Genomic DNA, 23,046 nt, shown 5'->3' on the forward strand with positions numbered 1-23,046 from the left:
CTTGGCTCCCTAGGAGCCCAGAGCCTGCCTGAGGTCGCCGATCAGGTCGCTGGCCGTCTCGATGCCGACCGACAGGCGGATCAGGTCGGAGGGCACCTCCAGGGCCGTTCCGGCGACCGAGGCGTGGGTCATGCGGCCGGGGTGCTCGATCAGCGACTCGACGCCCCCGAGCGACTCGCCGAGGGTGAACAGCTTCGTGCGGTCGCAGATCTCCAGCGCCTCGGCCTCACCGCCCGCGACGCGGAACGACACTATGCCGCCGAACCGCCTCATCTGCTTGGCGGCCACCTCGTGGCCGGGGTGATCAGCCAGCCCCGGATAGAACACCTCGGTGACGCGAGGGTGCGAGAGCAGCATGTCGACGACCTGCTCGGCGTTGTCGCAGTGGCGCTCCATGCGCAGGGCGAGCGTCTTGATGCCGCGCAAGGTCAGCCAGGAGTCGAACGGGCCCGCGACGCTTCCCATGGCGTTCTGGTGGTAGGCCAGCTCGTCGCCGAGGTTGCGGTCGCGGGTGATCAGGGCCCCGCCGACCACGTCGGAGTGGCCCCCGACGTACTTGGTGGTGGAGTGGACCACCACGTCGGCGCCCAGCGCCAGCGGCTGCTGGAGGTAGGGCGAGGCGAAGGTGTTGTCCACCAGCAGCACGGCGTCCGCCTGGTGGGCGATGGAGGCGAGCGCCTCGATGTCGGCGATGCCCAGCAGCGGGTTGGTCGGGGTCTCCACCCAGATCGCCCTGGTGTCGGGGCGGATGGCCGCGCGCACCGCCTCCACGTCGCCGAGCGGCACCGGGTCGTAGTGCAGCCCCCACCGCGAGAGGACCTTGGCGAACAGCCGGTACGTGCCGCCGTAGGCGTCGTCCGGGATGATCACGTGGTCGCCCGGCCTGCACACCGTGCGCAGCAGGGTGTCCTCGGCGGCGAGGCCGGAGGCGAAGGCCAGCCCGCGCGTCCCGCCCTCGATGGCCGCCAGGCACTCCTCCAGAGAGTTCCTGGTGGGGTTCGCCGAGCGGCTGTACTCATATCCGGCCCGCAGCCCGCCGACGCCGTCCTGCTTGTACGTGGACACGGCGTAGATGGGAGGCACGACCGCACCGGTGTGCGGGTCGGGCTCCTGGCCTGCGTGAATGGCCAAAGTCTCGAAGCCTTCAATCATGGCTCCACGCTATCGCCCCTCCCGGAGGACGAAACCGCGCCGCAGGCCTACGGCGGAAGGACGAGACGAGGATCAACCCGCCGTCCGATGGCAACCCCCCTCACCACCGCCTACCGTCGGCTGGGAACCCCCTTCCCGGCTTCACCTCACCTCACCACCGGAGTTCCACCTCACCGCACCACCGCACCACCGCGTTCGACCTCACCACCTCACGGCACGACCCGAGTTCGACCTGACCACTGCACGGCACCGCGCGATCTCGACCTCATTGCCGCCTGGCCTGGCCTCCCGCGGAGGCCGTTCCGGGCGCCCGCGACGTGCTCACGACGGGACCACGGCGAATGCTCGACGTCATCGGCAGGCTCACGACCCGCCATGCGTGGTGGGTGCTGGCCTGCTGGACGGCCGTGCTCGCCGCCGCGCTGGCGGCCCGGCCCGACACGCTCCCCGGCGTCTCCGGCGGGTACGGGCCGCTGCCGGCCGGCGCGTCGGGAGCGTTCGGCGCCGCCGTCGCGCTCCTCGCGCTCCTCGCCTTCCTCCGCTCCCCCGCCGCGACGCTGACAGCCCTGCTGGCGGCGGTGGCCGTCCACAGCCTGTCCGCCACGGCGATCTCGGCCCTGGGCCTGCCCACCCCGCCGGGCCTGTTCGCCTATGGCACGACGACGGCGTGCGCGACCATGCTGATCCACCGGTTCAGGGAGCGCCTGGCCTCTGGCGACGGGCCCGCGCACGCCGTGCGCACCTCGCTGGACCGGGCCGGGACGGTGGTCGCCACGGCGGGCGCGGCCTGGATCGCCTCCTGCGGCGCGCTGCCCCTCGGCGCCTACCCGCGCGGTCTCGGCCCCGCGCTCGCCGTGACGGCCTCGGTGCAGCTGCTCGTCGTGCTCACCCTGCTCCCCGCCGTGCTCGCCGTGCTGGGCTCCCGGCTGGCGTGGCCCGCACGGCGGCGGCGCCGCACGGGACGGCCGGCGGCCATGGCGAGGTTCGGGCTGGCCGTCGCCGCCCACCCGGGCACGTGGACGTCCCTGGCGGCGGGGCTGATCGTCGCGATGGGGGCGATCGGGCCGGTGCTGGTGCCCTCCCCGCTGCCCCTCCCCGTCGTGGCCGTCGCCGGGGTGCTGGTCGCGCTCGTTCTCGCGCTGGTGCTCCGGAGCCTGATCTCCCCGGTCTACCTCACGGCGGGAGCGCTGCTCGTCGCCTGGGCGGCAGGCACCGCCGCCGCCCGGCCGGGGGACCAGATCGCCGTGTTCATGTTCGTGCTGGTCGTCAGCGTCTCCACCGCCCTGCTCGTGCTCGCCCGGGTGCGCGAGACGGCCCGTACCGGCCGTGACCCCCGTACCTCCTCGGCCTTGGCCGCCAAGTACGCGGCCCCGCCCGCGCTCGCGGCCCTGCTGGCCACGGGGACGCTCACCGCGGCGATTTACGATGTGCTGTCCGGCGTGTGCCTGGTCGCCGGGGGCGCGGCGCTCGCGCTGGTGATCGTCCCGGGGCTCACCGCGATGCTCGGCGCCCGCGCGTGGTGGCCCGACGCCGCCCCGGCCCCCGAGGTGCACCGGCCGGACGCGCACCTGGCCTCACCCGGCGACGCCCACCCGGCCTGAGCATCCGTCCGGCGGCGGGTCCACACACGCGGCCTGTACGTCCGTCCGGCGGCGGGTCCACGCGCCCTGAGCGTCCGTCCGGCGGCGGGTCCACACACGGCCTGAGCGTCCGTCCGGCGGTGGGGGTCGGCCGAATGGCCGATCCTGTGCCGCGGTGCTCCGATTACCCTCGACGACCGTGAGGGAAACCCATCGGCTCGTGTACTGGATCCGGCGGCTCAGCGAGATCGCGCTGGTCGGCTGGCTCGGGCTGGTCCTCCTCGGCGACACGGCGATCGCGGTCGCGATGGGCCGGGCGCAGTTCACGGCGCCGTTGTGCGGGCTCATCGGCATCGGGGCGTACCTGCTGCGCGAGCGGTTCCGTGTCCAGGGCATGGTCCTGCTCATGGGGATGTCCGCCGGAGTGTCGCTGTTCACCGGCGTCTTCCACTGGACGGGCTCCCCCGGCTTCGCCGACGCCGGAGCGCTGCTGCTGCTCACCGTGGGGGCGCTGCGCTGGGTCACGCCGCTCAGGTTCGCCGTGCTGCTCTCGGTGCTCGCGATGGTCACCCTCGAACTGTCCGCCGGCCTGCGCACCCAGAAGACCTCGGCCGTCGGCTTCGGCTTCCTGTTCTTCGTCGCCTGGGCGGTGGCGATGGGCATCGGCAGCTACCTTCGCTACCAGCGAGAACACCGCCTGGAGACGGTGAACGCCGTCCGGAGGGCCGAACGCCTGGAGCTCGCCAGGGAGCTGCACGACCTGGTCGCCCACCACATCACCGGCATCGTGGTCCAGGCGCAGGCGGCGAGAACCGTGGCCGCGCAGAAGCCCGAGGCCGTCGTGCCCTCGCTCGAAGCGATCGCCAACGCCGGAACGGACGCGCTGACCTCCATGCGCCGCCTGGTCGGGGTGCTCAGGGCCGACGACGACGCGTCCCGCAACCCCGGCACCACGCTCACCGACCTGCGGGTGCTCGTCGAGAGGTTCTCAGCGGGCGGCCCCCAGGTGGACTTCGACGTCCGTCAGGGCCTCAGCGAGTCCGCGCTGGCGCCCGAGGTGCTCACCACCCTGCACCGCGTCCTGCAGGAGTCCCTGACGAACGTACGGCGGCACGCGCCCGGCACCGGCTGGGTGCGGGCCGAGCTGGGGCCTGCCGAACGGGGGGTGCTGCTGTGCGTCCGCAACCACAGATCGCCCTCCGACCCGCGCGTCGCCCGGCTGGGCGGCGGGTTCGGCCTGGTGGGCATGGCCGAGCGGGTCAAGGCCCTCGGCGGGAACCTCGTCGCGGGCCCCACCCCCGAGGGGGCCTGGGAGGTCCGCGCGTGGTTCCCCGCAGGCCACGAGCCGGCCCGCCTCTGAGCCCGGGTGCCGTGCCCTCCCTCGGCCCCGCACCCGGTCTCAGCTCTTCACAAGTTGTCCACAGGCTGTGTGTTCTTCAGGCGCTCGCCGCGCTCGCGAGGTGTTCGTCTGAGCGCTGTGTTTGTCTAAGCGCTCGCTCCGCTCGCGAGGCTGTGTTCGTTCAGGCGCTCGCTCCGCTCGCGAGGAAGGCGAGCAGGTCCTGCCTGGTGATCAGGCCGATCGGCTTGCCGTCGTCGAGGACCACCGTGGCGTCGGCCTTCTCCAGCGCCTCGATGGCCACCGAGACGGGCTCGCCCGAGCCGATCATGGGGAGCGGCGCCGACATGTGCTCCGCGATCGGGTCCTCCCCCCGCAGCTTGCCCCGGTAGAGGGCCTCCAGCAGGTCGCGCTCGACGATCGAGCCGACCACCTCGGCCGCCATGACCGGGGGCTCTTCCTTCATGACGGGGAGCTGCGACACGCTGTACTCGCGCATGATGGCGATCGCCGTGCTGACCGACTCGTGCGGATGCGTGTGCACGAACTCCGGCAGCCCGGGCGACTTGCGGCCGAGGACGTCGCCGACCAGCCCTTCGTCGCTCGAGGACGTCAGGAAGCCGTAGTCGGCCATCCAGTCGTCGTTGAAGATCTTGGAAAGGTAGCCGCGCCCGCCGTCCGGCAACAGGACGACCACGATGGCGTCGGGCCCGGCCTCGGCCGCCACCTTCAGCGCCGCCACGACCGCCATGCCGCAGGAACCCCCGACGAGCAGGGCCTCCTCGCGCGCCAGGCGCCGGGTCATCCCGAAGGAGTCCTTGTCGGAGACCGCGATGATGCGGTCGGCCACCGTGGTGTCGTAGGTGGCGGGCCAGATGTCCTCGCCGACGCCCTCCACCAGGTACGGCCGCCCGGAGCCGCCGGAGTAGACCGAGCCTTCGGGGTCGGCGCCGATGACCTGGACCCGGCCCCCCGAGACGTCCTTGAGGTAGCGGCCGGTGCCGCTGATCGTGCCGCCGGTGCCCACCCCCGCGACGAAGTGGGTGATCCGCCCGTCGGTCTGGTCCCAGATCTCGGGCCCCGTCGAGTGGTAGTGGCTGGCGGGGTTCTCCGGGTTGGAGTACTGGTCGGGCTTCCAGGCGTTCGGGATCTCGCGCGCCAGCCGGTCGGAGACCGAGTAGTAGGACTCCGGGTGGTCGGGCGAGACCGCCGTCGGGCAGACGACGACCTCGGCGCCGTACGCCCTGAGCACCGCGATCTTGTCCTGCGCCACCTTGTCCGGCACGACGAACAGGCAGCGGTAGCCCCTGTCCTGGGCGACGATCGCCAGCCCGATGCCGGTGTTGCCCGACGTGGGCTCCACGATCGTGCCGCCGGGACGCAGCTCTCCTGACCGCTCGGCCGCCTCGACCATGCGCAGCGCGATGCGGTCCTTCACCGAGCCGCCCGGGTTGAAGTACTCGACCTTCGCCAATACCTGCGCGGATACGCCGGCCGTGACCTTGCGGAGCCGTACGAGCGGGGTGTCGCCCATGAGCTCGATGAGCGAGTCGTGTACGCGCACCGGGAATAACACCTCATTTGCCGAAGCTTTGTCAGCTTGCCGATGCCGGATATCCGATGGGTGATCTGGTGTCCGGCGGGTTCAACTCCTCACCGTACCGTCACGACTACCAACCCAAGGGACAGGCGTCCGCGAGTCGCGCCATCACGAATCGGAACGGCCGCGATCATAGTGTCAAGACCATGATCAGACCATGAAAACAGCTACAAGCCAGCGCATATGACCACTGAAACCACAACGGGCAACCACGACGAAGGTACAGGGATCAGGAAGGACAACGGCAGTGATGTGGACGCCGGGAACCGCACGGGCAGCCCGCCGTATCGCGACCGCGGCCGCCCTGGGCAGCGGGGGCGTCACCGCCCTCGGAGCGGCCGTGTACGGCCTGCTGATGGCCGAGGCGATGCTCGCACGAAGGATCGTCGGCCGCCCGCACGGCATGGAGGGGCCGGCCTCCGACGGCATCTACGGGGAGTGGCCGAGCCACGGTGACGTGCCGGTCGAGCCCATCAAGCTGGTCATGCTCGGCGACTCGACCTCCGTGGGGCTCGGCATGACCGACCCGTCCACGACGCCCGCCGTGCTGCTGGCCAACGGCCTGGCCGCCATCGCCGAGCGCCCCGTGCGGCTGGACGTCTTCGGCAGGTCCGGCGCGGTGTCCGCCGACCTCACCCTGCAGGTGGACCGGGCGCTCAGGACGGAGCCCGACATCGCCGTGATCTTCGTGGGCGCCAACGACGTCACCACCCAGACCAAGCCGGCCGAGGCCGTACGGCACCTGCAGAAGGCGGTGCGGAGGCTCCGCGAGGCGGGCGCGGAGGTCGTCGTGGGCACGTGCCCCGACCTCGGCACGATCAGGCCGATCGGCCAGCCGCTGCGCTGGGTCACGCGGCGGTGGAGCCGCCAGCTCGCCGCGGCCCAGACGGTCGCGGTGATCGAGGAGGGCGGTCGCACGGTCGCGTTCGCGGACATCCTCGGCCCGGAATTCGCCTCATATCCGGGCGAAATGTTCGGACCCGATCGATATCACCCATCTGCGCGAGGTTACCAACGGTCCGCTTACGTAGTGCTACCTTCTGTATGCGCCGCGTTGGGGTTGTGGCCCGAGCTCGCACCCGAGCGTGGCGAGGGATCGCAATCGATTTACCTCGCGGCGGCCATCGCCGCGGAGGAGTCCGGCACCGAGGTCACCGCGACCCGCGTCGCCGGCCGAGCGACCGGCCCCCAAGGAAGGTGGGCCACGATACTTCGCCGCCGGCCAGGGACGATGCCTCGCAGCGCCTGAACCCGGTCACCCTCCGCGACGCAGTCGTCACACTGCCCGCATTGGAGTGGAATGCCCGTGATCCGGCCTTTAGCGAAACCGGCTCTGCGCCTTGCCGGGGCCCTTGCCGGGGTCCTCGCCCTGGCTGGTTGCTCCAGCAGCAAGGCGGCCATCGAGGAGACCCATCCGACCTGGCTCAACGGCGAGGTGAACGCCGTCAGCCGCGCCACCGTGGCGGCCGGTGTGGCCGCCGTGACCTCGCTGAAGCCGGACGGCACGCTGGAGACCGCCGCCCTCGACCTCGCCCGCGGCAGGAGGCTGTGGGCCCATCCAGCGACGATCGCCGGGCGCCTGCCCGGCATGGGCGTGCAGCCGCCCGCCGCGGTCGAGACCGGCCAGGGCCAGGCGGTCGTCGCCGCCGTCGACCCGGCAAAGCGCGGCAGGTGGAACGCCACGCTGATCGTCCGCGACGCGCGCACCGGCCAGAAGAAGTGGTCCAGGCCCGTCCAGTCGACCTTCGGCCCGCAGCGGTGCGGCCCGTACCTGTGCATGTCGGAGAACACCGCGCTGGCCTCGGCCCGCATGGTCGTGCTCGACCCGCTCACCGGCAAGCTCCTGTGGACACTTCCCGGCATCAGCGAGGTGGAGTGGTCCGATCAGTCCAGGGTCGTCATGCTCCGCATGGCCAGGCACCCCGTCCTTTCCGCCCACGACCTGAAGACCGGGGCGCCGGTCTGGCAGCTTCCGGTCGAGCAGGCACTCAGCACCGGCATCGACCTGTCGGGCGGCTGGGCCTTCGGCACCTCCGGGGAGAACCTCGTCGGCTACGTCGCCCCGTACACCAACCCCAAGAAGAACAGGACCTCGGCCTTCGGCCTCTTCTCGGTCAAGCTCTCGAACGGCACCGTCAACTGGCTGCGCCCCTCGGTCGTACGCGTCTACCCGAGCGGCAGCCCCGGCTTCGCGCCCGTGGTGCGGCCCATCGACGAGCAGGGCCAGTACGGCGGCTTCGCCCGGCTCGATCCCGGCTCCGGCCGCGTGATCGGCCAGATCGCCGCCGGTCAGGTGCCGGGCACCGGCTGGTGGCTCGCGTTCCCCAAGGACATGGGCAGGCTCGACTTCCTCAAGCCCAACGGTTCGGGCTCCGCGTTCGACCTGCCCTCCGGGCAGCCCACCCCGGTGAAGGACCAGCGCGGCTGGTCGTTCTGCGTCACCGACCCCAAGCCGCTGCCGCTCGCCGGGTTGCCCCAGGGCTTCTACTCCGTGGCCTCCCTGTGCGAGTTCGACCTGGCGACCGGCAAGCGCGTGCCCGGCCCCGCGGGGGCTCCGCCCGCGTGGTTCACCGGCAGCCAGGACGGCTGGCGCCTCTGGCGTGACGAGAAGGGCGCCCTGCACGCCACCAGGGACACCACCGGCACCGCTCCCGGCATGTACGGCTGACGCCGGCTCCGGATACCCGCCGTTCAGGGCCCCGTGATCCGATCACGGGGCCTTTCTGCTGCTTGCCGTACATAGTTCTGTTTCTTGGTGCCCCGGGGCGTGGCATCCGCGCTACCGCACGGTAACCTCCGCTGAAGGGAGCCCTGCCACGAACCCAGGAGAGCCAAATGCCCGAGGCAGTAATCGTCGCGACCGCACGTTCGCCGATCGGCCGAGCCTTCAAGGGGTCGCTCAAGGACATCCGTCCCGACGACCTGACCGCTCAGATGATCAAGGCCGCGCTGGACAAGGTCCCTCAGCTCGATCCCAACGACGTCGACGACCTGATGCTGGGCTGCGGCCTGCCGGGCGGCGAGCAGGGCTTCAACATGGCCCGCGTGGTGTCCGTACTGCTCGGTCTCGACCGCGTCCCCGGCACCACGGTCACCCGCTACTGCTCCTCGTCGCTGCAGACCACCCGCATGGCGTTCCACGCCATCAAGGCGGGCGAGGGGGACGTGTTCATCTCGGCGGGGGTCGAGACCGTCTCCCGCTTCGCCAAGGGCAGCTCCGACTCGCTGCCCGACACCACCAACCCCCTGTTCCTGGACGCCAAGACCCGCACCGACGCCGGCGCCCAGGGCGGCGGCCCCGAATGGCACGACCCACGTCAGGACGGCCAGCTCCCCGACGTCTACATCGCCATGGGCCAGACCGCCGAGAACGTCGCCGGCATCCGCGGCGTCAGCCGCGGGGAGCAGGACGAGTTCGGCGTCCGCTCGCAGAACCTCGCGGAGAAGGCCCTGGCCAACGGCTTCTGGGAGCAGGACATCACGCCGGTGACCCTGCCGGACGGCACCGTGGTGAGCAAGGACGACGGGCCGAGGCCCGGCACCACCTACGAGGCCGTCTCCCAGCTCAAGCCGGTGTTCCGGCCCGACGGCACGGTCACGGCGGGCAACTGCTGCCCGCTCAACGACGGCGGCGCCGCGGTGATCGTGATGAGCGACGTGAAGGCGGCCGAGCTGGGCATCACGCCGCTGGCCCGCATCGTGTCGACCGGCGTCACGGGCCTGTCCCCCGAGATCATGGGCCTCGGACCGGTGGAGGCGTCCCGCCAGGCGCTGAGCCGGGCGGGCATGTCGATCAGCGACGTCGACCTCGTCGAGATCAACGAGGCGTTCGCCGCCCAGGTCATCCCGTCGTACCAGGAGCTCGGCATCGACATCGACCGGCTCAACGTCAACGGGGGCGCCATCGCCGTCGGGCACCCGTTCGGCATGACGGGCGCCCGCATCACCTCCACCCTGATCAACGGCCTGCGCTTCCACGACAAGGCGATCGGCCTGGAGACGATGTGCGTCGGCGGGGGCCAGGGCATGGCCATGGTGCTTGAGCGCCTGAACTAGCCGTGGACGTCGGGGCCGGCGCGCGTGAGCTCGATGCGGGCGATCACGCGCCGGTCCCGGGTCATGGCCGCACGGTAGTCGTCCCAGTCGGGGTGCTCGCCGGCGATGCCCCGGTAGTACTCGACCAGGGGCTCCATCGCCTCGGGGAGGGACACGATCTCGGCGGTCCCCTCCACCTGGATCCAGTCGCCGAAGAAGGCGTCGGTCATCACGCACAGCGTGACGGCGGGGTTGCCGCGGAGGTTGCGGGTCTTGGCGGCGGTCTCACGGGTGCTGACGATCGCACGGCCGTCGGCGTCCAGGCCGACGGTGACCGGTGAGGTCTGCGCGCGGCCGTCGGCGTGCGTGGTCACCATCACCGCACGGTGGTTGTTCCTGATGAAGTCACGGGCCTTGTCGAGATCCATGTCTCCATGATGATCCATGCCCGGAACGGAGTCGCGCCCACGCCATGCGATGGCGTGGGCGCGCTAGGCAGGCAGGGGCTTACATGAAGCCCATGCGGGAACGGCGCTGCCGCTCGTGCTCGATCACGATCGCCGCGGCGTAGCCGTGGGTCAGCCCGTGCTCGTCCGCGAGCCAGTTGGCCCGTTCGTCACACCGTAGGAAAGCCGGGCCGTTGTCGATGGCTTGGAACCACTCTGGGAGTGCGCGTCCGGTGATGTCCGGAACCCTGGCAATCAGCTTGTTCTGCGTCTCCGGTGAGTGGTTCAACGACATGGGCACCTCCATGAGTGAAGCCTCTTTTGCTTGACACTGCATCACCAGCCCCGTGATGGCAAGCCCCCAATGGCCAGCCTTCTCTTACACGAGGTAGATCATTAGTCGCTGTGTGTGGGCTTACCCAACGGTTCCATGGCCATGCCAAAGAGAAACGGCCGGCCGAAACCCGCCGGGCGATCCTCTGCCAGAGGATCTAGTCGTTGTTGAAGAAGAAGCTGATGAACCGGAGGATCTCCAGGTAGAGCCAGACGAGGCTCACCGTGAGGCCGAAGGCCATCAGCCAGGAGTACTTCTCGGGGACGCCGGCCCGCACACCCTGCTCCACCGCGTCGAAGTCGAGCAGCAGGAAGAAGCAGCCGAGCAGGATCATCGCCACGCTGAAGATCCAGCCGATGGGGCTGTCGGTGCGAAGGCCGAGGCCGCCGGAGGTGAAGATGCCGACGAGCATGTTGAGAACCATCAGCCCGACCGCGGCGATGCCGGCGGCGACGACGAACTTGGTGAACTTCGGCGTCGGCCGGAAGATCTTGAGCGCGTACACCGACAGCACGCCCGCGAACGCCACCATCGTGCCGAGCACCGCCTGGAAGACGATGCCGGAGTACACGTCGTTGTACGTCCTGCTGATCACCCCGACGGCGAGGCCGTAGGCGACGGAGTAGCCGAGGATCAGCGCGGGGTTCGTGCTCTGCTTGAACGAGATGACCAGGCCGAGCACCAGGCCCACGATCACCGCGGGGAGGGCGATCGCCACGCTGAAGTTGAGGTACCACGCGATAGCGGCGGTCACCACGAGGGTGCCGAGCGTGATGAACCCGCGTACGACGACGTCGTCGATGGTCATGGGCCGCGTCGCGGTGGGGGGAGCGTACGACGGGGCGTTGTACATGTTCTGCAAATACTCGGGGCTCGCCGCGGGACCGCCCCAGGTCTGACGATTGTTCTGCCCCAGTTTGTTCAGGACCGGGTTCCTGCTCTGCATCACTGCCTCCACTGCGACCTGCGATCAGCCTGTTCGGTCGAGCCGCACAGGGAGTGCCGCCTGTAGCACATAGCTTTTACATCTGTTCTGGCGGTCAGGATGGCCCCTGCCGTATGTCACCGCCAGACCCCGGCATACCGAGATCCAGCGGCAACGGATACAACGACCAGGCACGCACCCGAGTTCCGGCCCCTCGGATCCCGTTTCGATCACCTCCCGCCGAGGGCGGCGGGTCAGGAGCCGGGGGGGCGGCCTGCGACGTGCGATGGCGGCGAGCCGGGTTCTGTCCTGGCCGATAACCCAGCGGAGAGGAGGATTTTATCGTGGGTGTCGAGAAGTAAACCCTTTCTGCGAGCCCTGGAGACCGTTACCGGCCTGGCCCCATTACCGCTGCTTTAGCAGAGCCGGCCGAATGGCGGCCGCCGCCCGCCGCCGCTTTGCCCCCGTCCCTGGCCTCCAAAGAGCGGTGTGGAATCGCAAGGATTCGCCGGGCCAGCCCGGCATTCATGGCCGTTTAACTTTCAACGACTCCTGAAGCCCGATGACCCGCCCTAACTGGTCCAGTTGCGAGGAGAGGTCGAGCGCGCCGATCCGGCAGACGATGTGACGTGCCCCCGCGTCGACATAGCGGCCCAGGCGCTCCGCCACGTGCTCGTACGGTCCCGCGATCATGGTCTGGATCGTCTCCGCGACCTCCAGCGGCAGGCCGTAGTTCGCCCTGCTGTAGGCGTCCAGCGCGCGGCGACCGGCCGCCACGTCCTCGGTGATCAGGATCGTGGCGAACAGCGCCGGGGTGACCGCGCCCGGTGCCCGTCCCGCGCCGGCGGCGGCCCCGCGCACGTCGGCCAGGCCGGACCCGTAGTCGGCTGCGTCGGGCGGATAGGGCAGCCACCCGTCGTACAGCCGGCCCGTACGGGCGAGCGCCGCCGGGGTGGCGCCACCGAGCCAGATGGGCGGGCCGCCCGCCCGGTACGGCGCCGTTCCCGGCGGCAGCTCGTCGAAGCGCAGCACCGGGCCCTGGTACGAACTCGCGGTCCTGGTCGTCCAGATATGGCGCCAGAGCGCGACGGTGTCGTCCAGGCGGGCGAAGCGCCGTTCCCACGGCACCTCGGACAGCTCGTACAGCGGCCTGCCGAAGCGCCCGGGGAAGCCCGCGCCCACCGCCACGGCCAGCCGCCCGCCCGACAGGAGGTCCAGGGACGCGAGCGCCTGGGCGGCCTGCACCGGACGGCGCAGCACCGGCATCAGCGCGGCGGTGCCGATCGTGACACGCTCGGTCACCGAGCTGACGGCGGCGAGCATGGTCAGCGCCTCGACGCGCGGCTGGAGCAGCGAGTCGTTGGCCCACACGGAGGCATAACCGAGTTCCTCGGCCCGGACCGCGAAGTCGACCAACCGGCGGGGATCCGTGCCCTCGCCCCACTGGCCCTGTCCCGTCGGCAGCAGGACGCCCAGGCGAATGTCCTCATCCATTGTCGTCATCCATGCCGGACAGCGTGCGGGCCGCCGGTGAATGGCGGCAATTCCCTGCACGGAATCGCCACGTGCCGCGAAATGGCACTACAACTGGGGCGTGGACTTCCCTCAGGCGCTGCGCAAGCGCAGGAACCGGCGCCATCTCAGCCAGCTGGAGCTCGCGATCCGCGCGGGCACGACCCAGAGGCACATCAGCTTCATGGAGAGCGGCCGGTCGGCGCCGGGCCGCGGCATGATCGTACGGCTGGCGGAGTCGCTGGAGCTGCCGCTGCGGGAGCGCAACGGCCTGCTGCTGGCGGCCGGGTACGCCCCGGTGTATCCGGAGACGAGCCTCGACGATCCCGCGCTCGCCCCGGTGCGCACCGCGCTGGACCACATCCTCACCGGCCACCTGCCCTACCCGGCGATCGTCGTCGACCGGCACGGCTACCTGGTGGCCGCCAACGCCGCCTTCGGAGTGCTCTGCGAAGGCGTCGCGCCCGAGCTGCTCGCACGGCCGGCGAACGCCTACCGGCTGGCCCTGCACCCGCGCGGCATGGCGCCCCGGATCCTCAACTTCGCGGAGTGGGCCGCGCACATCCTCGAACGGCTCCACCAGGACTCCCTGCGCGATCCCGACGACCGGCTGGCGGACCTGCACGCGGAACTGCGGGAGTACGTGCCGCAGCCGCTCGTTGGCGCGGGCCACCTCGGGTTCGCGGTGCCGCTGCGCCTGCGGTCGGAGGGAGGCGAGATGCGCCTGATCACCACCGTCACGACCTTCGCCACCGCCGTGGACGTCACGCTCGCGGAGCTGAAGCTGGAGGCCTTCCTCCCGGCGGATCAGGACACGGCGTCCACGCTGGCCTCGTACGCCGAGACCGCTGAAGCGGGGGAAGGCGTCCGGCGGTCAGGCGACGAGGGTAATGCGGCACGGAATGGTAACGATTCGCGTAAGCGGTGAAGCGAGCCCGCCGCTTGACCCGATCGGGGCCGTGGCGATAAACCTTCGCGACCGGAGGCGAACCGACAAGGATATAGGTGTGCGAGTGCGTTACTGCCAGCGGGGCGTTTCATATAGTCGGCAGGGGTGCCCCCGGTGGGACTCGAACCCACACTGGAACCCTTTTAAGGGGTTTGCCTCTGCCATTGGGCTACGGGGGCGCCGTAATCATACGTAACGGACCACACTTGCGTAACGGGTCAGAGCCCACGTCTCTGCTCTTCCTTCCGTAGTGCGCAAGATAACGGTATACGTCACGCGCCCCCGTGACTCGGGCAATGAACAACAGACCGCTCAAGTAGCCCAAATTCACCACGTCACCCCTGTTAGGCCTTAAGAGAACAGTACGGCCCGCGCCCCGGCATTGCGGCGCGAGCCGTACCTAACCCGTCAGCCTGTGGCGGCCGCCGCCTTGAACTCGTCGCGGGGGGACTCGATCTCACCGAGTGAGACGGTCTCCCGCTTGAAGAAGAGGGCGAGCGTCCAGTCGGCCACCACGCGGACCTTGCGGTTCAACGTAGGCACCCGGGACAGATGGTAGGTGCGGTGCATGAACCACGCAGGGAATCCGTGAAGCTTGACACCGTAGACGTTCGCCACGCCCTTGTGCAGGCCGAGCCCCGCGACCGACCCCGCGTACTTGTGCCGGTACTCGACCAGGGGACGTCCCTGCAGGTGGCGGACGATGTTGTCGGCGAGCACCTTGGCCTGCCGCACGGCGTGCTGCGCGTTGGGCGCGCAGTACTGTCCGGGATTGGTCACGTCCGGCACGCCCGCGACGTCACCGGCCGAGAAGGCGCCCTTGACGCCGGCGACGGTGAGCTTGTTGGTGGTCTTGATGCGGCCCCGCTCGTCGAGCGGCAGATCGCCCGCGTTGACCACCGGGCTGGCCTTGACCCCGGCCGTCCACACGATCGTGGCCGACTCGAAGGTGTCTCCGTCCGAGAGCACCACGTGGCCACCCTCGCAGGACTTCAGAAGGGTCTGCATCTTGACCTCGATGCCCCGCTTGCGCAGCTCCTCCAGGGTCCACTTGCCCATCTCGGGGCCGACCTCGGGAAGGATGCGGTCGCTGGCCTCGACGAGCACCCAGCGGAGGTCCTTCTCGCTGAGGGTGTCGTAGTACTTCACCGCGTCCCTGCCCATGTCCTCAAGCTCGGCCAGGGCCTCGACGCCCGCGAAACCGGCGCCGACCACGACGAAGTTGAGCGCCCGCCGGCGCACCTGCTCGTCGTCGGTGGAGTCCGCCCGGTCGAAGAGGGCGAGAACGCGGTTGCGGAGCGCGATGGCCTCGCCGACCGTCTTGAACCCGATCGCGGCGTCCGCGAGCCCCGGGATGGGCAGCGTGCGCGAGATGGAGCCGGCCGCCATGACGATGACGTCGTACCCGATCTCCTCGCTCGGCCCGGAGGCGGGCTGGAACGTCACGGACCTGTCGGCGTGATGGACCTTGGTGACCTTGCCGTTGAGGATCCGGACCTTGGACAGCACCCGGCGCAGCGGCGTGACGACGTGACGCGGGGACAGGTTGCCCGCCGCGGCCTCGGGAAGGAAGGGCTGGTAGGTCATGTAGGACTGCGGGTCGATGACCGTGATCCGGACGCTTCCGGACTTCAGCTCGCGGCGCAGAGAGCGCTGAAGCCGGAGTCCTGTGTAGAGACCGACGTACCCTCCGCCGACGATGAGGATGTGCTTGGCCTTCTGGTCCACCTGAGTGCCCCTTCGTGGCATGGTCGCTTGTGAAACCATTCACAAGGCTACGTCACGAAGGGGTATCAACGCCAATCCCCTTGTTGGCAACTATGTGGATATTTTCGGACTGGTGCATCTTGAGGGGGGATTCCCCAGGAAAGACTCCCGAAATTTTCGTCTAGTGATGGACTTCACTGCACCACTGGCTGAGGACCGCGATTCAGCTCCAGCACTGGCTGGGGGGTGCTTCAGCTCCAGCATTGGCTGGGGGTGGTTCAGCCGGCCAGCTCTGCCGCGCGTGCGAAGATCGCGTCGAGCATCGGCTCGGTGACCCGGCCGGTGAACGTGTTCTGCTGGCTCGGGTGGTAACAGCCCAGCAGGCGGACCGGCGACGAGCCGTACGAGATCTCCACCTCGGCCCCGTGGCCGAACGGCGGCCTGCTCCTGGGCAGGGTGTACCCCGCCTCCCGCAGCGCCGGCCAGACCGCCTGCCAGGCGTACCCTCCCAGGGCGACGATGACGCGAAGCGGGTCGGCGACCAGCTCCAGCTCCCTGGCCAGCCAGGGAAAGCACGTGGCGCGCTCCTCGATGGCCGGCTTGTTCGCCGGTGGCGCGCAGCGTACGGCCGCGACCATGCGCGCGCCGAGCAATCGCTGGCCGTCACCCGCGTGCGTGCTGGTCGGAAGGGCCGCCAGCCCGGTGCGATGCAGCGACGCGAACAGCCAGTCGCCGCTGCGGTCGCCGGTGAAGATCCGGCCGGTACGGTTACCCCCGTGCGCGGCGGGCGCGAGCCCTACGAGAAGAACGCGCGGTTTTTCGTCGCCCCAGCCGGCGATGGGCCTGCCCCAGTACGTCTCGTCGATGAACGCGCGCCGCTTGACGTCCGCGACCCCCTCGCGCCACTCCACCAGACGAGGACACGCCCGGCACACCGACTGCCTGGCGGTGAGCTCGGCGAGAGTGCGGCTCGATCGGGCGAGCTCACGAACCTCGTCGGGGGTGTGCGCCACCGGAGTGCCGGGGTCCGCGGGATCCTCCGGCCATCCGCTACCAGGGGGAACGAAACTCATACCACCGATCGTGCCAGCCCCAACCCGGTGCCCGGGACACCTGGACATTGATCTGAAAGGATCCCCATCGCCGAGGATGCCGGTGCGAGGCCGCGCTCAAGAAGGCCGAGACGAAGCGCTCGTCGCTCAGAACGTCACCATCAAGTTCCCCTGGCTCTCCGTGCCGTCTGGGGAGTCCAACTGTTCGGGTGGGCAGCACTCGGATCACGGCACGGATAAGCGCCCCCACCCAGGACGAATCCCACCCGGCACCCAACTGACGGGTGAGCCAAGCGCTGCCCCCACCCAGGACGAATCCCACCCGGCACCCAACTGACGGGTGAGCCAAGCGCTGCCCCCACCAAGGACGAATCCCTCCCGGCACCCAACTGACGGGTGAGCCGAGTGCTGCCCACCCAATCACTGGACTCCCCAGACCCGGGAGGCATCTCCACGACACCCCGAAGAACCCCCAGGCCCCTGCGCAGCGCTCCTGCCCGCCAATGTCGTGGATCTCTTCGGCGTCACCGCCTGCTTCAGAGTCATGGTCCGTCTGGTGGGTCAACCAGGAACTGCCCCACCACAGAGCCGAGATCGCCCTACTACGCGATCGCTACCGCGCACGGCACGGATAAGCGCCCCCACCCAGGACGAAAATCCCACCCGGCACCCAAACTGACGGGTAAGCCAAGCGCTGCCCCCACCAAGGACGAATCCCACCCGGCACCCAATTGACGGGTGAGCCGAGTGCTGCCCACCCAATCACTGGACTCCCCAGACCCGGGAGGCATCTCCACGACACCCCGAAGAACCCCCAGGCCCGTGCGCAGCGCTCCGCTCTCCCCGCCGCCGGGGAACGCCACGGCCTGGGTGGGCAGCACACGGTTCACCCGTCACCCGGGTGCCGGGAGGGCGCAAAATCCATCCCACCCACCCCAGTGCACGCCAAAGTCACCAGGCCCGGTCAAGGTCTACGAGGCTTACAGCGTCCCGCCTGGGGACAGGCTGTACGCGATGCCGTCGAGGATGTCGTGTTCGCTGACGACCACTTCGGCGAAGCCGTACCGGCTGAGGATGCGGTCGAGGATGAGCGCCCCGGCACCGATGACGTCCACCCGGCCAGGGTGCATGACGGGGATGGCGGCCCGCTCGTCGTGGGTCATGGCGAGCAACCGCTGGGAGACCTGGTGCACCTGCGCGGCCGGGATCCTCGATCCGTGGATGCGCTCCGGGTCGTAGGCGGGCAGGTCGAGGGCGATGCCGGCGACCGTGGTCACCGACCCTGCCAGGCCGATGATGGTGCGCGCCCGCTCCACCGGCACCTGGGCGGACACCCGATCAAGGGCGGCCTCGATGTCAGCGCCCGCCGCCGCCACAGCCTCCGCGCCAGCCCCCGCCACAGCCTCCGCGCCAGCCCCCGCCACAGCCTCCGCGCCAGCCCCCGCCACAGCCTCCGCGCCGGCCCCCGCCTCTGCCTCAGCGCCGGCCGCCGCCACGGCCTGTGAGGTCGCGCTGGACGACAGGTGGCGCTCGGTCAGGCGCACGCAGCCGATGTCGACGGAGATCGCGCTCTCCACGTCGGCGGAGCCGAGCACGAACTCGGTGGACCCGCCGCCGATGTCGACGACCACGACCGGGGTCTCGACGCCGGTGAGCCCGGTGGTGGCGCCCAGGAACGAAAGGTGCGCCTCCTCTGACCCGGTGATCACCTCGGGCTCGACGCCGAAGATCTCGCGGACCCCGTCGACGAAGTCGGCGCGGTTCGCGGCGTCGCGGGTGGCACTGGTGGCCACCACGCGCACCCGGGAGGCGCCGTGCTCCCTGATCAGCTTGGCGTAGCCCCGCATCGCGGTGAACGTGCGTTCCAGCGCCTCGGGCGCGAGCAGCCCTGTTCTGTCGACGTCCTGGCCCAGGCGGACGATCTCCATCCGGCGCTCGACCTCGGACAGCCCATTTCCAGAAATGTCGGCAATGAGGAGGCGCACGGAGTTCGTACCGCAGTCGATCGCCGCCACGCGCGTCATGAGCCCATCCTCGCGACCACCGGCGTTCTCCGAAGGTCCCTCGTCACACGTCCTCCTCTGGAACCTCGGCGCCACCGGAAAGGAGCTCCGCACCACCCGAAAGGGCCTCGGCGCCACCCGAGAGGACCTCGGCGCCACCCGCAAGAACCTCCGCGCCACCCGAAAGGGCCTCGGCGCCACCATGGGCGCCCGAGCCGGCGGCCGGCTCCACGCAAGGCCCGTCGCACCACCATTCGGGCAGCGCGTCGAGAGCCTCACGGCCCAGGGGATTGCTCCCCGGCACGGCGAGCTCGTGCCCCACCAGCGCGTGCAGGCACTTCACGCGGTTCGGCATGCCACCCGCGCTCTGCATGTCGCGGGGCAGCGGCTCCAGCCCCTCCTCCGAGGCGACCTTGTCCCGCCGCGAGACGTAGTCCTCGTGGGCGCTGGCGTACGCCTCGGCCAGGTCGGGCTCCTCCGCGAGCCTGGCCTGCATCCGCTTCATCAGCCCGGAGGACTCCAGCGTGCCGATCGCGGAGGCCGCCTTCGGGCACGTCAGGTAGTACAGGGTCGGGAACGGCGAGCCGTCGGGGAGCCTCGGAGCCGTCTCCACGACGTCGGGCAGCCCGCACGGGCACCGGTGGGCCACGGCCCGCAACCCCCTGGGCGCCCGGCCGAGCTGCCGCTCCACCGCGGCCACGTCGGCCTGATCAACCCGGGCCACGCTCGCCGGATCAACCCCGGCCATGTCCACCGGATCAACCCCGGCCACGCTCGCCGGTTCCACCATCATCAACTCCCCTGAAAACCGTCACCCAACCGGCGAAGACGTCACGGAGCCGGCGTGCGGCCCGCTTCGATTCGCTGGCCGGTGCCGCGGTCGGCCGCCTCGATCGACTCCCAGAGCGTCTGGTACCACGGGGCCTTGGCCTGGGGCTGCGCCCCCGCCTTGGGCTGCTTGGCCTTCTTGGAAAGGTCGAGCACGACGTAGCACTTCTCTCCGGCGCCGCAGTAGTGCAGCCGGGCCCTGGCCTGCTGCCTGATGTACGCGGGGTCGTCGAGCCGCTTGCTGCGCTCTCCGAGCTCCTGAAGGTCCTTGAGCGCCTGAGCCTGCTGCTTCTCCAGTTGGGCGATCTGGCGTCGCTGTGCGACGTACTCCCGCACAGGATAGGCAAGGCTCATGGCGATCGCGCACACGACCACCGCGAGGATCGCGGCGCGCCCCGTCAGCTGCGGTCGTTTCTTCATGATCCTCCCAGGTCCGTACGGCTTGCGCGCAAAAGTGCGCAAGCCGTACGGAGAAAACTAGCCCCGGAAACGCGGAAAAGCTCCGCGACCCGCGTAGCGGGCGACATCGTCGAGCAGCTCCTCGATGCGGAGCAGCTGGTTGTACTTGGCGACGCGGTCGGACCGCGCGGGGGCGCCGGTCTTGATCTGGCCGCAGTTGGTGGCCACGGCGAGGTCGGCGATCGTGGTGTCCTCGGTCTCGCCGGAGCGGTGGCTCATCATGCAGCGGTAGCCGTTGCGGTGCGCCAGGTCGACGGCGTCGAGGGTCTCGGACAGCGTGCCGATCTGGTTGACCTTCACCAGCAGCGCGTTCGCGGCGCCCTCGCGGATGCCGCGCTCCAGGCGCTCGGGGTTGGTGACGAACAGGTCGTCGCCCACGATCTGCACCTTGCCGCCGAGGCTGGCGGTGAGGGCCTTCCAGCCCTCCCAGTCCTCCTCGTCGAGCGGGTCCTCGATGGAGACCAGGGGGTAGGAGCGGACGAGGTCCTCGTAGAAGGAGATCAGCTCGCCTGCGCTGTGGCCCTTGCCGTCGAGGGTGTAGACGCCGCCGGAGTGGAACTCGCTCGCGGCCACGTCGAGCGCCAGCGCGATGTCCTCACCGGGGACGTAGCCGGCCTTCTCGATGGCGACGAGGATCAGGTCGAGCGCGTCGCGGTTGCTCGGCAGGTTGGGGGCGAACCCACCCTCGTCGCCGAGGCCGGTGGCGTAGCCCTTCTCCTTGAGCACGCCCTTCAGCGCGTGGTAGGTCTCGGTGCCCATGCGCACGGCGTCGGAGAAGGTCTCGGCGCCGATCGGAGCGATCATGAACTCCTGGATGTCGACGTTGCTGTCGGCGTGGGCGCCACCGTTGAGGATGTTCATCATCGGCACGGGCAGCACGTGGGCGTTGGGCCCGCCGACGTAGCGGAACAGCGGCAGGTCGGCGCTGTCGGCCGCCGCCTTGGCCAGGGCCAGGGAAACGCCGAGGATGGCGTTCGCGCCGAGCCTGCCCTTGTTGGGCGTGCCGTCGAGGTCGATCATGGTCTGGTCGACCAGCCGCTGCTCCTCGGCGTCGAAGCCGATGATCTCGTCGGCGATCTCGTCCGTAACGTTGAGAACGGCCTTCTGGACGCCCTTGCCGCCATAGCGCTCGTCGCCGTCACGCAGCTCCACGGCCTCGAACTGGCCGGTGGACGCACCGCTCGGGACCGCCGCGCGGCCGGTGCTGTAGTCGTCGAGCAGGATTTCTACCTCAACCGTGGGGTTCCCACGGGAGTCGAGAATCTCGCGGGCGGTAACGGCCTCGATGGCAGCCACGAAGCGCTCCTAGATCTGTCAGCCCGGGGACGGGCCCCCGGAACCCACCACCGCGCCGTCGTGCGCGATGCGGTTGCGGACGGTTTGCCTCATGAGCCTATCGGGCCCTACCGGCCAGTACGGCTACGCCTCCCCGCGAACACGCCGCTAACAGTTGCCGTCAACGCTCGGGGAACGATGTCTGCTCCGACCGCTCCCAGGTGCGGACCCGGTCGCGGTAGGCGCGGGCGGCGGCGCGGAGCTCGGCCTCGGGGTCGAGACCCGCCGCGCGCGCCCGCCGTACGAGGTCGAACAGCTCGCGGCCGATGCCCTGGCCGACAGCGCGCGCGAGCGCGTCGGGGACCCCCGCGCGCTCGGCCCGGCTCTGGAGCCCGTTGGCGAGCGAGAGCGCCGGCTGGCCCATCGGGACGCCGTCGAGCAGCGACTCCCAGCCCTTGGCGGCCCGCTCGGCGGCCTTGATGGTGTCCCAGTTGTCGCTGACCTCCTCGGCGCCGCTCACCACGGTGTCCGAGAACACGTGGGGATGGCGCCGGACCAGCTTGTCGACGATGCCTCCCGCGACGTCGTCCACGTCGAAGCCGCCGTCGTCGGGCGAGCGCTCCTGGGCCAGGCGGGAATGGAACATCACCTGCAGGAGCAGGTCGCCCAGCTCCTCCCGCAGCGCGGCGTAGTCGCCGTCCTCGATGGTCTCAAGGACCTCGTACGACTCCTCGAGCAGGTAAGGCACGAGGGACTCGTGGGTCTGCTTGGCGTCCCACGGGCAGTCGCGGCGCAGCCGGTCCATGACGGCCACGAGGTCGAGCAGCCGCGCGCCCGGCAGGTCGTACGAGCCGGGGACCAGCTCGATGACGGGTGGGTCCTCCATGTCGAGCGCGGCGCGGCCTACCGCGCGCATGAACGGCTCGTCGCCGTCCTGCGCGGCGAGCCAGACCACCGTGCCGTCGCGGCTCTCGCGCGCCAGGGCGGCCGGGTCGGGCGTCACGACCTCGACCGGGATGCCCTCGTCCGCGAGGTAGGGCAGGAGGGGATGGTCGCCTGACCCGGTGAGCACCCGGCCGGAGCCGAGCACCGCCCACGCCCGCCCGCTCAGCAGGCCGGGGGCCACCCTGGGCGAGGTCGTGACGACGACGAGGGTCATGTCACTGGCCGGCGGCGGGATCCGGCTGGGGTGTCTCCTCGGTGCCGGCGGCGGGCTTGCCGAACCGTGCCTCCTCGATGAGGCCCTGCTGCGGGTCCCAGGTGCCGTAGCGGTGGGAGACCTTGACCGGAATGGTGTCCATCTGCCCGAACAGCTTCACCTGGGCGGTCTGGACGGAGGCCTGATCGGTCAGGTTGGCGCCGTACTTCTGCAGCGACTTCTGGTAGATCAGGGCGGTGCGGACCCAGGCGTTGGTCTCGGACGGCGGCACGCCCTTGGTGAGCGCCGCCGGGCCGATCTTCTCGATGCCACCCTGCTCGGTGAGGAAGTCGGCGACCTCGCGCTCGGTCACCGCGACGCCGTTGCGCTGCGCGAACTGCTCGAACTGGCGAATGGAGATCATCTGCAGCAGCACGGCCCGCGGGATGGACGGGATCTGGAGCTGCGCCTCGGTGATCTTGGCCTGCTTCAGCGCGGCCTGGTACTCCGTGACCTCGGAGTCCAGCTCGCCATTGGTGATGCGGCTGCTCCCGACGGTCGCCGCCGTGCCGACCTGCACGGGCGAGGAACAGGCGGTCAGCGCGGCACCGGCGAGCACTGCGGCCGCGACGGCCGGCAGCACGCGCACACGATTCGACTTCACTAGCGGTCCCTTCGACAGACGCGGGCTTACTCTACTCAAACCGCGCGCGAG

Annotated in this window: 20 protein-coding genes and 1 tRNA gene; 6 read left to right on the top strand and 15 right to left on the bottom strand. The window is 70.2% G+C overall.

Features of this window, described 5'->3' with window-relative positions:
- Positions 1–9 precede the first annotated feature (9 nt).
- On the bottom strand, positions 10–1,152 hold the full coding sequence (locus OG589_RS32215) for a cystathionine gamma-synthase (protein ID WP_405141784.1): 1,143 nt from the start codon (positions 1,150–1,152) through the stop codon (positions 10–12).
- A gap of 341 nt (positions 1,153–1,493) precedes the next feature.
- Here OG589_RS32215 and OG589_RS32220 point away from each other — a divergent pair, with 341 nt between their 5' ends.
- Together OG589_RS32220 and OG589_RS32225 are read left to right on the top strand one after the other, a co-directional pair.
- Positions 1,494–2,753 carry an MMPL family transporter gene (locus tag OG589_RS32220; RefSeq protein WP_405141785.1) on the top strand — a complete coding sequence of 420 codons (1,260 nt, stop codon included), beginning with the start codon at positions 1,494–1,496 and terminating at the stop codon, positions 2,751–2,753.
- A 178-nt stretch (positions 2,754–2,931) separates the two neighbouring features.
- Complete coding sequence (locus OG589_RS32225) at positions 2,932–4,092, top strand: sensor histidine kinase (protein WP_405141787.1); 1,161 nt, start codon at positions 2,932–2,934, stop codon at positions 4,090–4,092.
- Between the two features lie 160 nt (positions 4,093–4,252).
- On the opposite strand, the gene OG589_RS32230 is transcribed toward OG589_RS32225, so the two are convergent.
- Positions 4,253–5,632: a cystathionine beta-synthase gene (locus tag OG589_RS32230; RefSeq protein WP_405141789.1), complete on the bottom strand. Its 1,380-nt coding sequence runs from the start codon at positions 5,630–5,632 to the stop codon at positions 4,253–4,255.
- Positions 5,633–5,918: 286 nt separating this feature from the next.
- On the opposite strand from OG589_RS32230, the gene OG589_RS32235 reads away from it, so the two are divergent.
- From OG589_RS32235 to OG589_RS32245, 3 genes are all read left to right on the top strand, one after another.
- Entirely contained in the window at positions 5,919–6,917 is a 999-nt protein-coding gene (locus tag OG589_RS32235) for an SGNH/GDSL hydrolase family protein (RefSeq protein ID WP_405141791.1), read from the top strand.
- A gap of 51 nt (positions 6,918–6,968) precedes the next feature.
- Positions 6,969–8,336: a hypothetical protein gene (locus OG589_RS32240; RefSeq protein WP_405141792.1), complete on the top strand. Its 1,368-nt coding sequence runs from the start codon at positions 6,969–6,971 to the stop codon at positions 8,334–8,336.
- 167 nt (positions 8,337–8,503) lie between these two features.
- Complete coding sequence (locus OG589_RS32245; RefSeq protein ID WP_405141794.1) at positions 8,504–9,724, top strand: acetyl-CoA C-acetyltransferase; 1,221 nt, start codon at positions 8,504–8,506, stop codon at positions 9,722–9,724.
- Here the strand turns inward: OG589_RS32245 and OG589_RS32250 are convergent.
- From OG589_RS32250 to OG589_RS32265, 4 genes are all read right to left on the bottom strand, one after another.
- On the bottom strand, positions 9,721–10,131 hold the full coding sequence (locus tag OG589_RS32250; protein ID WP_405141796.1) for a PPOX class F420-dependent oxidoreductase: 411 nt from the start codon (positions 10,129–10,131) through the stop codon (positions 9,721–9,723). The genes OG589_RS32245 and OG589_RS32250 overlap by 4 nt on opposite strands.
- A gap of 79 nt (positions 10,132–10,210) precedes the next feature.
- A complete protein-coding gene (locus OG589_RS32255; protein ID WP_358551373.1) occupies positions 10,211–10,444 on the bottom strand; it encodes a DUF4287 domain-containing protein in 234 nt (77 codons plus the stop codon).
- Positions 10,445–10,640: 196 nt separating this feature from the next.
- Positions 10,641–11,429, bottom strand: coding sequence for a Bax inhibitor-1/YccA family protein (locus tag OG589_RS32260; protein ID WP_405141797.1), 789 nt, complete (start codon positions 11,427–11,429; stop codon positions 10,641–10,643).
- A gap of 504 nt (positions 11,430–11,933) precedes the next feature.
- Positions 11,934–12,902 (bottom strand): LLM class flavin-dependent oxidoreductase, encoded by a 969-nt coding sequence (locus OG589_RS32265; RefSeq protein ID WP_405141799.1) that lies wholly within the window; start codon positions 12,900–12,902, stop codon positions 11,934–11,936.
- Between the two features lie 100 nt (positions 12,903–13,002).
- Between OG589_RS32265 and OG589_RS32270 the strand changes: the two genes are divergently transcribed.
- Positions 13,003–13,848 carry a helix-turn-helix domain-containing protein gene (locus OG589_RS32270; protein ID WP_405141801.1) on the top strand — a complete coding sequence of 282 codons (846 nt, stop codon included), beginning with the start codon at positions 13,003–13,005 and terminating at the stop codon, positions 13,846–13,848.
- Between the two features lie 127 nt (positions 13,849–13,975).
- Here OG589_RS32270 and OG589_RS32275 read toward each other — a convergent pair.
- The 9 genes from OG589_RS32275 to OG589_RS32315 all read right to left on the bottom strand — a co-directional run bounded on the left by OG589_RS32275 (position 13,976) and on the right by OG589_RS32315 (position 22,995).
- Positions 13,976–14,048 (bottom strand) — tRNA-Leu (locus OG589_RS32275).
- 229 nt (positions 14,049–14,277) lie between these two features.
- The gene (locus OG589_RS32280; protein ID WP_405141803.1) at positions 14,278–15,618 is read right to left on the bottom strand and encodes an NAD(P)/FAD-dependent oxidoreductase; all 1,341 of its coding nucleotides are present in this window, start codon (positions 15,616–15,618) and stop codon (positions 14,278–14,280) included.
- 236 nt (positions 15,619–15,854) lie between these two features.
- The gene (locus OG589_RS32285) at positions 15,855–16,649 is read right to left on the bottom strand and encodes a uracil-DNA glycosylase (RefSeq protein WP_405141804.1); all 795 of its coding nucleotides are present in this window, start codon (positions 16,647–16,649) and stop codon (positions 15,855–15,857) included.
- Between the two features lie 959 nt (positions 16,650–17,608).
- Positions 17,609–18,652, bottom strand: coding sequence for an exopolyphosphatase (locus tag OG589_RS32290; protein ID WP_405141806.1), 1,044 nt, complete (start codon positions 18,650–18,652; stop codon positions 17,609–17,611).
- Between the two features lie 43 nt (positions 18,653–18,695).
- Complete coding sequence (locus OG589_RS32295) at positions 18,696–19,379, bottom strand: DUF501 domain-containing protein (protein ID WP_405152174.1); 684 nt, start codon at positions 19,377–19,379, stop codon at positions 18,696–18,698.
- An 83-nt stretch (positions 19,380–19,462) separates the two neighbouring features.
- Positions 19,463–19,879 (bottom strand): septum formation initiator family protein, encoded by a 417-nt coding sequence (locus OG589_RS32300; RefSeq protein WP_405141808.1) that lies wholly within the window; start codon positions 19,877–19,879, stop codon positions 19,463–19,465.
- Between the two features lie 57 nt (positions 19,880–19,936).
- A complete protein-coding gene (gene eno, locus OG589_RS32305; RefSeq protein ID WP_405141810.1) occupies positions 19,937–21,214 on the bottom strand; it encodes a phosphopyruvate hydratase in 1,278 nt (425 codons plus the stop codon).
- Between the two features lie 160 nt (positions 21,215–21,374).
- Positions 21,375–22,352, bottom strand: coding sequence for a MazG family protein (locus OG589_RS32310; protein ID WP_405141811.1), 978 nt, complete (start codon positions 22,350–22,352; stop codon positions 21,375–21,377).
- A 1-nt stretch (position 22,353) separates the two neighbouring features.
- Positions 22,354–22,995, bottom strand: a complete 642-nt coding sequence (locus OG589_RS32315) for a SurA N-terminal domain-containing protein (RefSeq protein WP_405141813.1) — start codon at positions 22,993–22,995, stop codon at positions 22,354–22,356.
- Positions 22,996–23,046 lie beyond the last annotated feature (51 nt).

Origin of the sequence: Sphaerisporangium sp. NBC_01403 (genome assembly GCF_045040145.1) — a bacterium.
Classification (GTDB): Bacteria; Actinomycetota; Actinomycetes; order Streptosporangiales; family Streptosporangiaceae; genus Sphaerisporangium; species Sphaerisporangium viridialbum.